A 14,553-nucleotide genomic window follows, 5' to 3' on the forward strand; every position below is an offset into this window, starting at 1 on the left:
TAGTAGACTGATTCTTTTGAGAGGCATGTCATGTCAGAATCGCAATCTAATAAAATCCCTATCAAACAAATTGACCTAGATGCGACCAAACAGCGTGTCCATACTCGGTTTGTGACAGGGTTTTATCAAAATATTCGCGTCGCTAGTATGTACTTTTTTTTGGCGTTGTTTTTATTGTTGCCGTGGCTGCGTTATGATGGGCGGCAAGCGATTTGGTTTGATGTACCCTCTCAGCATTATTATATCTTTGGTATGACGTTTTTGACCCAAGATTTTTACTTTATCGCCGCTTTTGCATTAATTGCTGCGTTTACTTTGTTTATGGTCACCGTATTTGCAGGGCGTGTATGGTGCGGCTATGCTTGTCCACAGACTATTTGGACACATTTGTACCAGCATATCGAAAAATGGGTCATTGGCGATCGTAATAAGCGTATCAAGTTCGATAAAGCCCCAATGAGTCCAACCAAAGTGTTTAAGCGTAGTTTAGTGTATTTGATTTGGTTCATACTCTCTGTTATCACTGCAGCCACCTTTGTCAGTTATGTCGCTGGTACTGAGTATATTTTTGGTAGTTGGCAGATGCTAGGGTTTATCCCTTTTCCTGATTGGCCGACTTGGATATGGGTATCGATGTTTATCTTTACCTTCGCCACCTATGCCAATGCAGGCTATATGCGTGAGCAGATGTGTATCCAGATCTGCCCTTATGGCCGTTTTCAGAGCGTCATGTTCGACAAAGATACTTTGATTGTCTCCTATGATTACGAGCGCGGCGAACCACGTGGTCCACGTAAAAAGGGCACCAATCCTGACCATCTAGGCGACTGTATTGAATGTACTATGTGTGTACAGGTCTGCCCAACAGGTATCGATATTAGAGACGGTCTGCAGGTGGCTTGCATCCAGTGCGCCGCTTGCGTCGATGCTTGTAACGAGATCATGGATAAAGTCGGCTATCCGCGTGGCCTAATCCGCTATACTACTGAGCGCCAGCTGGCTGAAAAGAAACCTAGTCGCGTGCTGCGTCCTCGCCTGTTCGCGTATTTAGCACTGCTTGCTATTTTGTGCGGTGGGCTTGTCTTTGCCTTAACCGATCGTGTCCCCTTAGAGATCGATATTCGCCGTGATCGCAATCAGTTATCGTCTATTAACGCCCAAGGTATGATCGAGAACAGCTACATCGTCAAGTTAACGAACAAAACTCAAGATGAACACACCTACAAAATTACCTTGGAACCACAAGATGGTTTAAGTTTGCAGCTACGCTTTAATGATGTGCCACTAGTAGCTGGCGAGAGCTTTGATATGTCCGTTAGCGTTTATGGCGACCCTGCTGTCGTAGAACCTGGACAAACGCCTATTACTTTGAATGTCGTCAGCGAAGATGGTAAGTATAGCGTGAGTAAGGATAATGTCTTTATCACTCAAGACTAATGACTTGGTCTTGTTCGTTAGTACCTTGATAGTTAATAAACAGTAAGTTACGTCATTAATTATATAGCAGGTGTTTTATGTCTACTTCATCATCGAACTTTAAGCATCAGGATAGTCAGCCTTGGTACAAGAACTACATGGTGATCATCTTTGTCATTGGCTTACCCGCCTTTGTGGTCGTCGCTTGTATTTTTTTCGTGTATTACTCTTATCAGATTCGTGATAGCGTGGTGCGCGATGATTGGTATATGGATGGCAAAACTCTGTATCATGACGTATCGCGAGATAAGCTCACTTACGATTTAGAGTTGCATGGTGATATGCGCTTTTCAGAGAACGGCGATATTGTCTTTTATCTCAACTATCCTGAACAAAGTGTGCAGACAGGTACCCTCAAAAATGGCACAGCGCTTACCTACCCTGATACTCTAGAATTGTCCATCTCTCATGCCACTGATATCAAAAAAGATCGCGATGTGGTATTAAAACATCAAGACGGTAATAAATATACGGCTCAAGTCGATATTGACCCACTCAAAGCCAAGTACTATCTACAAGTGAGTAGTGATGGCGCAGCTGATTGGCGTATGCGTGATGTGGCGCGGCTGCCACGCTCTGAGGTTAGTTTTGATCCGTTGCCTGTATTTGACAAATCAAGCTCTTAAAAGCATCAAATAAAAACCAGCTTATAAACCGCTGGTTTTTTTGTGTTTAGAGGATAGGGTTGATTGTCGGAATTTTTTGCATGGCATTGTGATGTTGTGGCAAATGACTACTATCGCCGCTTTGAGTCGGTTTTGAGTGAAAGTCTTGAGTTGATGGAGCCACTGGTAGATTCATCTTTTTGAGACTAGCGCTTTGTCCCACTTGTATGTTTTGCCCCTCAAAAGCACGCTCATTATCATTGCGCGCTAAGCTTAGTCCTTCAAAATCAAACAGTTCTCGATCTGCCAGCTGTGACGGGGCTACATTTTGCATGGCTTTAAATATCGAGGCCAAGCGCTGTAGATGTGCGTCATCCCAGTCGCGTAGCATATCATTATACTATGCTTATATCTTGACGGTAAATTTGCTAAAATAGCGCGCTTTATTCGCAAATATTACTTCTAGTAGCAAGCGTCACACGTGAGACTAGACGTTACGCAATATAACGAGAGGCTTATGACTGACTCCACTTCTAATACTATCGATAGCGCACAAAATGCCGTTGTCCTACTATCGGGCGGCCTAGATTCTGTGACCTGCCTGTATTGGGCAAAGGCACGTTATGCTAGTGTGACCGCCGTCAGTTTCAACTACGGTCAGCGTCATAATAGCGAGCTTGTCGCAGCAAAGTCTATTGCGCAAACGGCTGGAGTCGATCACCGCGTCATCGATATCGATATTGCGCAACTTGGCGGCTCCTCGCTTACGGATCACAGCATGATCGTACCAGATGGCGATACTGATACCTTCTCCCACAAAAATCGTGATGAGATCGATAATGATGCGATTCCTAATACTTACGTGCCAGCGCGCAATACTATATTTTTATCCTACGCTTTAGCCGTCGCTGAGGTCACTGATGCCAATCATATCGTCATCGGGGTCAGCTCGGTCGATTATTCAGGTTATCCAGATTGTCGCCCTGAATATATTGCCGCCTTTGAAACTATGGCAAATCTTGCGACCAAAGCGGGCGTCACAGGCCATCACTTGAGCATCCAAACCCCACTGCAACAGCTCTCCAAAGCGCAAACAATCGAGCTTGGATTATCACTTGGCGTTGACTATGCTCAGACTATCTCCTGTTATCAGGCCGATGACCAAGGCCGCGCTTGTGGTGTTTGCGACAGCTGCGTGCTGCGTCGCCAGGGGTTCGCTCAAGCAGGCGCGGTTGATCCTACACACTATCGATGATGATAATAACGGTTGTAGAGTCTATCTTATAGACGAAGCTTGTGCATAAAAGCGTAACATTTGATTGCATCATGACAGCACGCCTATGGTTTTATTTATGCCCTATAATTGCTATCTTATGACGACGTTTGTTGTTAATTAAAGGATTATTATGAAGGTGTTGCACGTATTACCCTTAGCCCTGCTCGGTCTTGTCGCTATTCCACAAGCGAACGCAACCAACATTAAGCAAGACAATATTAATACCTGTGTCAATGGCGCAGTCAAATATAAAGTCGCAGACAAAAACACCGCAACTAAGCTGTGTAATTGCACTATTGGTGTGCGCAGCAATATGACGATCGGTCAGATGTGGGAGATTGAGAGCTACGCCATGGACAAAAAAGATCCCTCAGGCCTACCTTATGTCAAAAAAATGCAAAGAGATTTGCAACAATGCACGACAGGTTTAGATCTCAAGCAGCCGCAAAAACCTGCATAGCTTATATTTGCTATTTAAGCTTAAGTAAAGATTTATAAAAGACTGGTCACTACCAGTCTTTTTTTGTTGCTAGCCGTTGCCAATATCTAAACAAAGTGTAAGACTGATATGCGATAAGCAAACTATAACAAAAAAGGCAAATCTATTATGGCAAAACCAACTTCAGAGACAATTGAGTTACCAGACTTTCCTGTTACCTTAGTACGTAAGCTTGATGGTCACTTTATTGAAGATAATATCAGTCTAAAAGAGCTGATCGCGCATACAGATAAAGGACTGATACTTTATTTTTACCCCAAAGACAACACGCCAGGCTGCACCTTGCAAGCCACTGAGTTTACGACTTATGTGAGCACCTTTGAAGATCTAGGCTATAGTATTATTGGCGTCTCCCGTGATAGCGCTGACTCTCACAAAAGCTTTATCGACAAGCATGACCTGCATATCCCGCTCATTAGCGATACTGACGAGAGACTATGCCAGTACTTTGACGTTATTAAAGAAAAAAACATGTATGGCAAAATGACCATGGGGCTGGTGCGATCGGCCTTTGTGTTCGATAAGCAAGGTGATCTGACTCACGCGCAGCGTAATCTACGTGCCAAAGGCTATACCGATAGATTGTTACAAATGCTCACGCCTTAGAGGTTTAAAGGTAGCGCTCATCCCAAGCCTATATACACTTATGTCATTAAAATATAAATCATTTATCTAGGACTATTATGAATAACGACTCAACGACTAACGACAACTCAAGCAAAAAAGACATAACTCGCAAAGTGACTGTTGCGGTTATCGGTGCTGGTACTGCGGGTCAAAATGCTTTTCGTCAGGCTAATAAAACCATCAAAAACACGATCATTATCAATGATGGCTTTTGGACAACGACTTGTGTCACTGTAGGCTGCATGCCAAGTAAACTGCTTATTGCAGCAGCAGAGCGTGCCCATGAAGCCAAGTACTCTGAAGAGTTCGGTATTCATAGTGACGTGACTATCAACGGCAAACAGGTGATGGCACGCGTCCAAGCAGAGCGTAGTCACTTTGAGAGCTTTCTTGAAAAACAAGTTGATAGCTGGCCTGATGATAAAAAAATATCAGGACGCGCGCATATCAATAAAGATGGTCTCATTGAAGTCAATGACGAGCTAATCAAAGCGGACAAAATCATCGTTGCAACAGGGAGTAAGCCGTTTATTCCTGATGGCTGGGCGGATAAGCTTGGTGATACGTTACTGACTTCGGACACCGTGTTTGAGTTGTCAGATCTCCCTGATTCGATAGCCGTCATCGGCGCAGGCGCAATAGGTCTAGAGCTGGCACAATCTTTTGCCCGTCTTGGTGTGTCTGTAACTCTTTTTAATCAAAAAAACCGCGTAGCAGGTCTCAAAGACGATGATATTAATGCTAAAGCTATCGACTGCTTAGGCGGTGAGATGACGATGAACCTAAACAGCAGTATCGACGAGCTTGGTACTCAGCATAACGACAATGGTAATCTAGTCGCCTTTATTAATTACACAGACAAAGACGATATTGAAGGCTACTGGCAGGGCGACTATGTACTGGTTGCTACGGGACGCCGTAACAGTATCGACAAGGTGGGGGTTGAGAATCTTGGCGTTGAGCTTGATGATAAGAACCGTCCAAAAAACTTAGATATCAATACAGGGAAAATAGGCGATCTTGAGGTCTATATCGTCGGTGATGCCAATGCTCATATTCCGCTGTTGCATGTGTCAAGTGATGAAGGCTTTAGCGCAGGGAGTTCTGTATGCCCAGACAACTCAGGTGCTTATTTGCGCAAACCTGCGACGCCTATGTCTATTGTGTTCTGTGCACCGCAAATCATCAACGTCGGTATGTCATTGCCTGAGATTGAAGATGAATCTGATCTGGAATTTGTGATTGGCAAAGCCAGCTTTGATAATCAAGGGCGTAGCCGCATTATGGGTGTCAACTGCGGGCTTTTGCATATTTACGGCTGTAAAAAGACAGACAAAGTACTAGGGGCAAGCATGGTAGGTCCAGATGCAGAATACATTGCGCATATTCTCGCTACTGCTATCACCAACCATATCACCGTAAAACAACTTCTTGATGCGCCTTTTTATCATCCTACTATTTTGGAAGGACTACGCACAGCGCTGCGTGATGTCCAGCATAAAATGGACATCCCTTATCAAACTATCGATACCCAAAAAGATAACTCTTAGTTTAAATGTTATTACTGCTACAAAACCACTCATTACTTAGGTTAAAATTAGAGTCTGTTTGCGTGGCTCTAACAAAGTTAGCACTTCATAATTGAACGGAGCGTGGATAAGATAATGACATTCGCTGGTATTGCTGATTTTTTTAAGGAGATATTGCGTGATCTCTATACCAGCTTGTATTTAGCAATTGGCGGCTCATTAGAAGAAGACTCTCTTGATTGGTCTGCTCAAGCGGTTGATTTGGTCAGTACTGGCATAAAAATCCTGATATTGCTGGCAATATTAGGGTTTTTTTATTGGCTGCTTATCTACTTAATCAAGCATAACAAAGAGCGAATTCACCTAAGTGATCGCCGCGAAAAAATCATGCGCTCAGTACTGCGCTATATCTGGATTGTGGCAAGTCTCATTGCTATTATGAGTCAGATTAATTTTGAACCTGCTACCGTAAAAGCCACAGCTAAAGCTTGTATTTGGGCTGGTATTTATTACGTACTCTGGACCTCATCGGGTCAAATTATTCATAGAGTGCTTCAGCATTATGGGCTAAATGCCTCCATTGAGCAGCTTCTCAAAAATATATTGTCCGTCATCTTACTGGTGCTGGGTCTAGCCAGCGTCATGGCGCAGTTTGGTTTTGATATTGTCTCACTGGTTGCAGGTTTAGGGATTGTCGGTTTGGCGGTTGGTTTTGCCGCGCAGTCTACGCTTGCTAATTTTATCGCGGGTATTACAATTTTGCTCGAGCAATCCTTTCAGGTCGGCGATTGGATCAATATCAATGGTAATGAGGGACGCGTGGTGGTCATAGCCCTGCGCACGACGCATATTTTGACTCGTGACAATATAACTGTAATTATTCCCAATTCCAACATGGCCTCCTCTGAGGTCACCAATTTGACCTCCAAGAACTTTGTGCGCTTTAACGTGCGCGTGCGTATCGCTTTTGAAGATGATATCAGTCAGGCACGTGAGCAAATACTTGGGGTACTTACCGACACAGAAGTGGTACTCTCGCGTCCTGAACCCTCAGCGACTGTAGCTGAAGTTGGCGAATATGGCGTATTTTTTATCGTGCGCTTTTGGGTCAAACCCGCCTCAGTCGCCCGCATGCCCAAGATTAAAGAGGACATGCAAGAGCATATCAAAAATGCTTTTGATGCCGCTGGTATCTCAACCCCTTATCCGCACATGCGTCTGCTCATGCCAAAAGATGTCGACTACCCTATCCCGACCAAGCCTTTTGCGACAACGACGCAATCTATAGAGCCTGATGTCTCTTTAACCAAAGATAGTAAGTAGGCTTAGAGTATCTGATGTTACATCCACTCCTTTTTTTCTAAAAAATCGTGTTGTAAATTTGCTTTAACAACTACTCTTAAGCGATAACGCTTGATGTGTGATAAAATCGTTGGTTATCTTATTATTCTTTGATTCGCTTTTTTAGCCAGGTATCTGTATGACCGAACCAACCGCGCCCGCCTCCATTCCAGTAGCATCAACGGAGCTATCTTACGATTTTATTATTACCTGTGCCGATGGCCTTGAGACGCCGCTGCAAACTGAGCTTGATAGCTTCGGTATTGCAAGCGATATCAAGAGCACTGGGCGTCTGACGGTAACGGGTACGCTACGTGACCTCTACACTATTTGCCTGTGGTCGCGTGTGGCGTCTAGAGTGCTTATGCTCATTAAGCGCAAAAACATCAATACCGAATACGATGTCGCAGAGCAGCTATATAGCCTCGCCAAGTCCGTCAATTGGACTGAGCAATTTAGCTTAGAGCAGACCTTTGCTATTCGCCTATCTGTTGATAAGCGCGTAGCCGTCAGCCAGCAATTTGCGATGCTGCGGGTTAAAGACGCCATTGCCGACACCTTTAATGAAGCTTTTGAGAGTCGTCCTAACGTCGATAGCAAAAACCCAGATTTTGCGATATTTGCAACTGTTAATGATAAGCAAGCTGAGCTGTATCTAGATCTATCTGGTACTAGCTTGCACCGCCGCGGCTATCGCGTCGCTATGACCGACGCCCCGCTCAAAGAAAACTTGGCCGCCGCTCTACTCTATAGTGCAGGCTGGCACCAAAAAAACAACGATGGTACGCCTTTCTATAACGCTCTTGTAGATCCTATGTGCGGCTCGGGTACTTTTATTATCGAAGCCCTGCTCATGCATTGTGATTACGCAGTCGGCATTGACAAAGCAGCGAATCAGTTTGGCTTTTATGAGTGGCAGCATCATGATGAGACGCTATGGCAGGCGATGATAGATGAGGCGCAAACTCGTCATTGCGAGGCGCTAGCTATTGCCCTTGAGCAGCCTGATACCTTGCCGCTTATCTTAGGGTTTGATGCGGATGCAGGCGCTATTATCGCCACCGAAAAAAATGTAATTGCAGCAGGTCTTCAAGACTTGCTGCCCCTACTCGATATCGAGACGCAGGCGCTGAATCAGCTCAAAAGCACGCTACGTCCTATGGCGCAAGATGGTCGCTTGAGCAATCCTCTAATTATCACTAACCCGCCCTATGGCGAGCGCTTAGGTGAAGAGGATATGATAAGACCGCTGTACCAATCATTAGGACTCATTATCCAAGATAGCTTCGCAGGTAGCGGTGTTGATCCTATGCTCGGTATTTTGGCCGCCAATGTCGAGCAAGTCGATATCTTACCGATCAAAGAGCCGCAAACTCTACGCTGTCATAATGGTGCAATCACCGTTTATTTTCGCTACGGCAAACTGATTGCAGCGCAAACAGGTAATCTGGTCAAACAGTTTGAGAAGCGCGAAATCGATGTCGAAGAAGGTCAAGACTTTATCAATCGCTTGCAAAAAAATCTGAGCAAACTCAAAAAACTCTCTAAAAAAGATAACGTTAGTAATGTGCGCGTCTACGATGCTGATCTGCCAGATTTCAAAGTCGCCATCGACCTCTACGGCGATTACGCGCACGTACAGGAGTATGCGCCGCCCAAAACCATACCACCAGAAACCGCCAAAAAACGCTTTAATCTTGCGCTAATGGGTATTCGTGAGGTGCTTAATATCAACCGTGAGCAAGTTTTTATCAAGACTCGCGCCCGTCAATCTGGCAACGATCAATACAGCAAACAGGCCACTACTGAGAAAAAAGGTAAGTTCTATATCGTACGTGAAGACGACGCTTATTTTTATGTCAACTTTACCGACTACCTCGATACCGGCTTGTTTATCGATCACCGTAATATGCGCGCGCGCATTAAGGCTAATAGTCGCGGCAAATCGGTGCTCAATTTGTTTGCCTATACTTGTACTGCCAGCGTCCACGCGGCCTTAGCTGGTGCCAAAAAAGTCACCAGCGTCGATCTGTCACAAAATTATCTCGATTGGGGTAAGCAAAACTTTGCACTGAATGGCTTAGACTTGAGCGGTAGTAAATACGCCTTTGTCGCTGCCGATATTTTTGAGTGGATCAAAGACAATACTGAGCAGTTTGACGTTATCTTTATCGATCCGCCGACTTTTTCTAATTCTAAAAAGTTCCAAGGCACCTTTGATGTCCAGCGTGATCATGCTGCCTTGATCAATCGCGCGATGAATCGTTTGACTGCTGATGGTGTGCTCTACTTCTCAAACAACTTTACCCGTTTTGAATTGGACGAGCAGTTGCTTGAGCGCTATGACATTACAGATATCACGCATCAGACCATTGGCTTTGATTTTAATATCAAAAAACCTATCCATCAAAGCTTTGAGATACGTCAGCGCTGATAACCAAAACACCGTTAATGCTGCTTTGATTCGCCCTTTTTTTGTTGTTATGATAGAGCGTTACTGAATTATGATGATATTGATTCGATGTCAGTAAATACATTTATTCTAATAAAAAGGATGCCACTATGGCTTTATCATTAAATAAAGGCGGTAATTTATCGCTCACCAAAACTGATCCCAATCTAACCAAATTGCTGATTGGTCTTGGCTGGGACGAGCGCGCGACCTCTGGTGCCGAATTCGATCTTGATGCTAGCGTGTTTTTATTAAATACGGCGGGCAAAGTACGCGGTGATCATGACTTTATCTTTTATAATCAGCTCAAATCTGACAATGGCGCAGTCGAACACACTGGTGATAACCGCACAGGCGAAGGTGATGGCGATGATGAAGTGGTCAAAGTCAATCTGACCCAAGTACCAAGCGACGTCGACAAGGTGGTAGTGACTGTGACTATTCATGACGCTGCTGCTCGTAGTCAGAACTTCGGTCAAGTTGCCAACGCTTTTATCCGCGTCGTTAATGAAGAGAGCGGCACTGAAGTGGTCCGTTTTGACTTAGCAGAGGACTATTCTGTCGAAACCGCGATGGTGTTTGGTGAAGTGTATCGTCACAATGGCGAATGGAAGTTTCGCGCCGTCGGTCAAGGCTATTCAGGTGGCTTGCAAGCTATGTGTCAGCAGTACGGTGTTGATATCTAATATAGCTTATCAATAGTTATTTAATCTAGCTGCTGGTCTTTATACGATATCGAGTGATGGTCTATTACTGATCGCGCTTGTTATCGTATTTTTGTGTAACGACTTGCCAAATACAAGGTCAAGCACTTTATATTTGGCATTTTGCCACAATACATATAGCTAGATTTAGAACGTAGCGTCGACATCATTATTAGTATTCATTATTAAACGCTATATAATGGCTTTTATGACAAAGCAGCATAAATATTCGCGTTCCAAGGTGGCTTATTATAGTCACCTTTTTATAGCTTAGACCTTTTTAAGCGAGCGCTCAAATTTGACTTTTATAGTGCACTGTACAATCAGACAGGATGTGTCATGAGACATTTTTATTTAGATTTTATCTTCACCGCTATTGCCTTGGCAGTAGCCGCTTGGTGGGGATATTCACATGGTGGTATCGGCGGGCTAATCGCTACGCTATCGATTACTGCTATTTTGGCGGTGATGGAGATCTCGCTATCTTTTGATAACGCGGTCGTTAACGCCTCAGTGCTCAAAGGCTGGGATGAGTTTTGGAAAATGATCTTCTTGACCATCGGTATTTTGATCGCCGTCTTTGGTATGCGTCTGGTCTTCCCTATCGTTATCGTCGCAGTGACTGCTGACTTGGGTATGATGCAAGTTATTGATTTGGCATTGAACAATCCTGAAGAGTACTCAGCTCGCTTGATGGCGCATCATGCTGAGATTTCAGCCTTTGGTGGTATCTTCTTGCTTCTGGTATTTTTAAACTTTGTCTTTGATGACAAGGACATTCATTGGTTTGAGTGGCTTGAGAGCCGCCTTGCAAAGCTAGGTAAAGTCGATGCGATGAGTGTCTTTGTGGCGCTAATTGTGTTAATGATTGCCGTATCCTTTGCAGCAGAGACGCAAGCGGCTGCAGTATTGATCGCAGGAGTTTGGGGTATTTTGGTCTATTTGGGCGTTCAAGTTATCTCTGGAATGCTAGAGGGTGATCTTGAAGAGGAGCTAGATGAGCAAGGCAATAGTACCGGTCAAGCGACTAGCGCTATCATGCGCGGCGGTATTATCGGTTTCTTATATCTAGAAGTGCTCGATGCCTCGTTTAGTTTTGACGGTGTGATTGGCGCTTTTGCAATTACCAACGACGTTATCGTCATTATGTTAGGTCTGGCCATTGGTGCGATGTTTGTACGTTCAATGACGATCTTTTTGGTCGATAAAGGCACGCTTGATGAGTTTATCTATCTTGAGCATGGCGCTCACTATGCTATCGGTGCGCTTGCCGTCATCATGCTACTGTCCGTCAAGTTCCATGTGCCAGAGCTGATCACTGGTCTTATCGGTATTGCCTTTATTGGTTGGGCGCTACTAGCCTCGCTTAAGCATCGTAAGATGGAGGCTCTGCTAAACTCTGCTGACGATGCCGACCCAAAGATTCGGCAGCTGGATTAGCAAAGTATTGATAATAGGTTATATCGACACCGTTGATATAACCTATTTTTTTACTCTAAACTTAGGGCAAAAGTCAAATAGCAGTATTTTTAATGTGCAGAAGTATCGTTAAGTTACAAGTGTAGTGTGTCTTAGTAAACATATAGCGTATAGACAAAATTCGCCTTGCTTACTCGCTATGGGATTAGTATAGTAAAACGTAACCACACGCAGTTTTGACGTTCTTATATGATCTAAATGTAAGCAATTAGATTAAAGGATAAATACGAGAGTTCAAAATTATCTAGCGTCGTGTGTTCTATCTCACTTTAATTATAAAACCAAAGGACAATTTTATGGCTATTAGCTTATCAAAAGGCGGCAACGTAAACTTATCAAAAGAAGCACCGGGCCTCACGAACATTACTGTTGGTTTGGGCTGGGATCCACGTGCCACCGACGGTCAAGAGTTTGATTTAGATGCTATCGGATTTTTGGTTGGCGAGTCAGGCAAAGTACGTAATGATCAGGACTTTATCTTTTTTAATAACCTAAAGTCAGATAATGGCGCGGTTGAGCACACAGGTGACAACCGTACGGGTGAAGGCGACGGCGATGATGAGCAAATCAAAGTCAATCTAGCCAGCATTCCTGCTGATGTGAGCAAAGTTGCGCTATGTGCTATTATTTATGAAGGTCAAAGCCGTAATCAGAACTTCGGTCAAGTCGGCGAGGCGTATATTCGTATCGTTAATGACAATGGTAATAGCGAGATTGCCCGTTATGACTTATCAGAAGATGGTAGCACTGAGACGGCGATGATCTTTGGTGAGCTCTATCGTCACAGCGGCGATTGGAAATTCCGCGCCGTTGGTCAAGGCTTTAGCGGTGGTCTTGGACCATTAGCGTCTTCTTATGGCGTTAATGTATAGTCGCGGCTCTCTGATATTCTAATTCTTTAGAATAACTATTTCATAAGCTATCAAGGACGTCTCTTTACGTGTTTGGTAGCTTTAAAATTATTTAGGGTTTAATATTTATACGTGAGCTTTAAGGCACACATCAAAATTATTAGCATAAGGATAGGCAACTCATGGCGGCGACATTTAGCTTAATTGGTACTATTGAACCCTTTTTGCATTGTAATCTAAAAAAGGGTGATTCAATTTATTGCGAAGCCAATGCTATGGTGATGATGGAGTCCAACCTTGAGCTCAAAGGTAAATTGCAAGGCGGCCTTATGCAGTCGCTTATGCGCCGCTTTGCCAATGACGAATCCCTGTTTCAACAGCAGATTGAGGCCACAGGCGGCGAAGGCGATTGTTTGCTAGCCCCTACCCTTGACGGTGACATGCAAATCATCGATGTCGGCGCGCAGCAATATACGTTAAGTGATGGCGCTTTTGTCGCTGCACAAACAGGTGTCGATATCAGAGCCAATATTCAACGTAACCTTGGCGGCGCCGTGTTTGGAGATACCGGCGGCTTTATGGTCATGCAAACGCAAGGCAAAGGCCAAGTTGTCGTTTCAGGTTTTGGCTCCTTGTTCGAAATTGAGGTCACACCTGACAAAGACGTGATTATTGATAATGGTCATGTGGTCTGCTGGGACTCAAACCTTGAGTACAAACTCTCGGTCTCAACGAGCAAGAAAAAAGGCATCATGAGTAATATTATCAATTCAGTCACTAGTGGCGAGGGCATGGTACTTAACTTTTCAGGCTCAGGAAAAGTCATCATATGCTCGCGTAATCGTGATAGCTATCAGGGCTGGCTACAAAGCATCTTGGGTAGTAGCTCAGGTGGACGCGGCGGCGGCGGTGGATTTTTAGATAATATTTTATAACTTATTTTTTGTATTCAAATAAATTTTTGCTTATTCGCGATTTATTCCACGCACACCTATTATAAGGATAACGACATGGCAGTTAGTCTACAAAAAGGTCAAAAGATCTCTCTAAGTAAAGAAGCAGGCGGCGAGCTTACCAAAGTCAAGCTAGGTCTTGGCTGGGATGTATTCCAAGGTCCTCAGGATAAAAAAGGCGGGTTCTTAGGTAAGTTGTTTGGCGGCGGTAGTGGCGGCGACTCTATCGATTTGGATGCGTCATGCATTATGTTCGATAGTAATAAGCAAGCGGTCGATGCCATCTGGTTTAGCCAATTACAGTCAAAAGACGGCAGTATCGTGCACACGGGCGATAACCGCACAGGCGATGGCGACGGCGATGATGAAGTCATCAATGTTGATCTTGCACGTGTGCCAGCTAATGTGGTCTCTCTCGTATTTACTGTCAATAGCTTTACCGGTCAAACGTTCGAGACGGTAGAGAATGCCTTTTGCCGTATCGTAAACGCCAATAACAATACTGAGGTCGCACGCTATAACTTATCATCACAAGGGACACATACGGCAATGATTATGGCAAAGGTTTATCGTCATAATAATGAGTGGAAAATGCACGCCATTGGCGAGACGGCCTCTGGTCGCACTTTTCATGACTTGATGCCAGCTATCACGCCGCATGCTTAATGCTATTTATTTAAAGATTTATTAGAGTCAAAAAACCGCCCAGCGTTAATCGTTAGGCGGTTTTTGTTAATGTGGACTGGTTTATCATGCTATTG

General features: G+C 44.2%; 13 protein-coding genes and 1 pseudogene. 13 read left to right on the forward strand and 1 reads right to left on the reverse strand.

The genetic code is table 11. The features are described from left to right. Positions 1 to 30 precede the first annotated feature (30 nt). Both ccoG and ACR64J_RS08490 read left to right on the forward strand, forming a co-directional pair. Entirely contained in the window at positions 31 to 1,437 is a 1,407-nt protein-coding gene (gene ccoG, locus ACR64J_RS08485; RefSeq protein WP_435949266.1) for a cytochrome c oxidase accessory protein CcoG, read from the forward strand. Positions 1,438 to 1,514: 77 nt separating this feature from the next. Then, positions 1,515 to 2,102, forward strand: coding sequence for a FixH family protein (locus tag ACR64J_RS08490; protein WP_435949267.1), 588 nt, complete (start codon positions 1,515 to 1,517; stop codon positions 2,100 to 2,102). A gap of 46 nt (positions 2,103 to 2,148) precedes the next feature. Here the strand turns inward: ACR64J_RS08490 and ACR64J_RS08495 are convergent. Continuing rightward, positions 2,149 to 2,478, reverse strand: a pseudogene (locus ACR64J_RS08495) (tRNA 2-thiocytidine(32) synthetase TtcA); the annotation flags it as partial. A 120-nt stretch (positions 2,479 to 2,598) separates the two neighbouring features. On the opposite strand from ACR64J_RS08495, the gene queC reads away from it, so the two are divergent. The 11 genes from queC (at position 2,599) to ACR64J_RS08550 (ending at position 14,458) form a co-directional block, all read left to right on the forward strand. Beyond that, entirely contained in the window at positions 2,599 to 3,336 is a 738-nt protein-coding gene (gene queC, locus ACR64J_RS08500; RefSeq protein WP_435949268.1) for a 7-cyano-7-deazaguanine synthase QueC, read from the forward strand. Positions 3,337 to 3,487: 151 nt separating this feature from the next. After that, positions 3,488 to 3,817, forward strand: a complete 330-nt coding sequence (locus tag ACR64J_RS08505; protein WP_435949269.1) for a hypothetical protein — start codon at positions 3,488 to 3,490, stop codon at positions 3,815 to 3,817. 147 nt (positions 3,818 to 3,964) lie between these two features. Then, positions 3,965 to 4,462: a peroxiredoxin gene (locus ACR64J_RS08510; RefSeq protein ID WP_435949270.1), complete on the forward strand. Its 498-nt coding sequence runs from the start codon at positions 3,965 to 3,967 to the stop codon at positions 4,460 to 4,462. Positions 4,463 to 4,539: 77 nt separating this feature from the next. Next, positions 4,540 to 6,033 (forward strand): dihydrolipoyl dehydrogenase, encoded by a 1,494-nt coding sequence (locus tag ACR64J_RS08515; protein WP_435949271.1) that lies wholly within the window; start codon positions 4,540 to 4,542, stop codon positions 6,031 to 6,033. A gap of 114 nt (positions 6,034 to 6,147) precedes the next feature. Further along, the gene (locus tag ACR64J_RS08520) at positions 6,148 to 7,335 is read left to right on the forward strand and encodes a mechanosensitive ion channel family protein (RefSeq protein ID WP_435949272.1); all 1,188 of its coding nucleotides are present in this window, start codon (positions 6,148 to 6,150) and stop codon (positions 7,333 to 7,335) included. Positions 7,336 to 7,492: 157 nt separating this feature from the next. Continuing rightward, positions 7,493 to 9,787, forward strand: a complete 2,295-nt coding sequence (gene rlmKL, locus ACR64J_RS08525; RefSeq protein WP_435949273.1) for a bifunctional 23S rRNA (guanine(2069)-N(7))-methyltransferase RlmK/23S rRNA (guanine(2445)-N(2))-methyltransferase RlmL — start codon at positions 7,493 to 7,495, stop codon at positions 9,785 to 9,787. A 128-nt stretch (positions 9,788 to 9,915) separates the two neighbouring features. Further along, entirely contained in the window at positions 9,916 to 10,491 is a 576-nt protein-coding gene (locus ACR64J_RS08530; protein ID WP_317198560.1) for a TerD family protein, read from the forward strand. A gap of 357 nt (positions 10,492 to 10,848) precedes the next feature. Then, a complete protein-coding gene (locus ACR64J_RS08535; protein WP_435949274.1) occupies positions 10,849 to 11,949 on the forward strand; it encodes a DUF475 domain-containing protein in 1,101 nt (366 codons plus the stop codon). 335 nt (positions 11,950 to 12,284) lie between these two features. Continuing rightward, positions 12,285 to 12,860 carry a TerD family protein gene (locus ACR64J_RS08540; protein ID WP_317198562.1) on the forward strand — a complete coding sequence of 192 codons (576 nt, stop codon included), beginning with the start codon at positions 12,285 to 12,287 and terminating at the stop codon, positions 12,858 to 12,860. A gap of 161 nt (positions 12,861 to 13,021) precedes the next feature. Beyond that, positions 13,022 to 13,774 carry a TIGR00266 family protein gene (locus ACR64J_RS08545; RefSeq protein WP_317198563.1) on the forward strand — a complete coding sequence of 251 codons (753 nt, stop codon included), beginning with the start codon at positions 13,022 to 13,024 and terminating at the stop codon, positions 13,772 to 13,774. A gap of 75 nt (positions 13,775 to 13,849) precedes the next feature. Next, positions 13,850 to 14,458: a TerD family protein gene (locus ACR64J_RS08550; protein ID WP_317198564.1), complete on the forward strand. Its 609-nt coding sequence runs from the start codon at positions 13,850 to 13,852 to the stop codon at positions 14,456 to 14,458. Positions 14,459 to 14,553 lie beyond the last annotated feature (95 nt).

Origin of the sequence: Psychrobacter sp. DM8 (genome assembly GCF_051307025.1) — a bacterium.
Taxonomy (GTDB): domain Bacteria; phylum Pseudomonadota; class Gammaproteobacteria; order Pseudomonadales; family Moraxellaceae; genus Psychrobacter.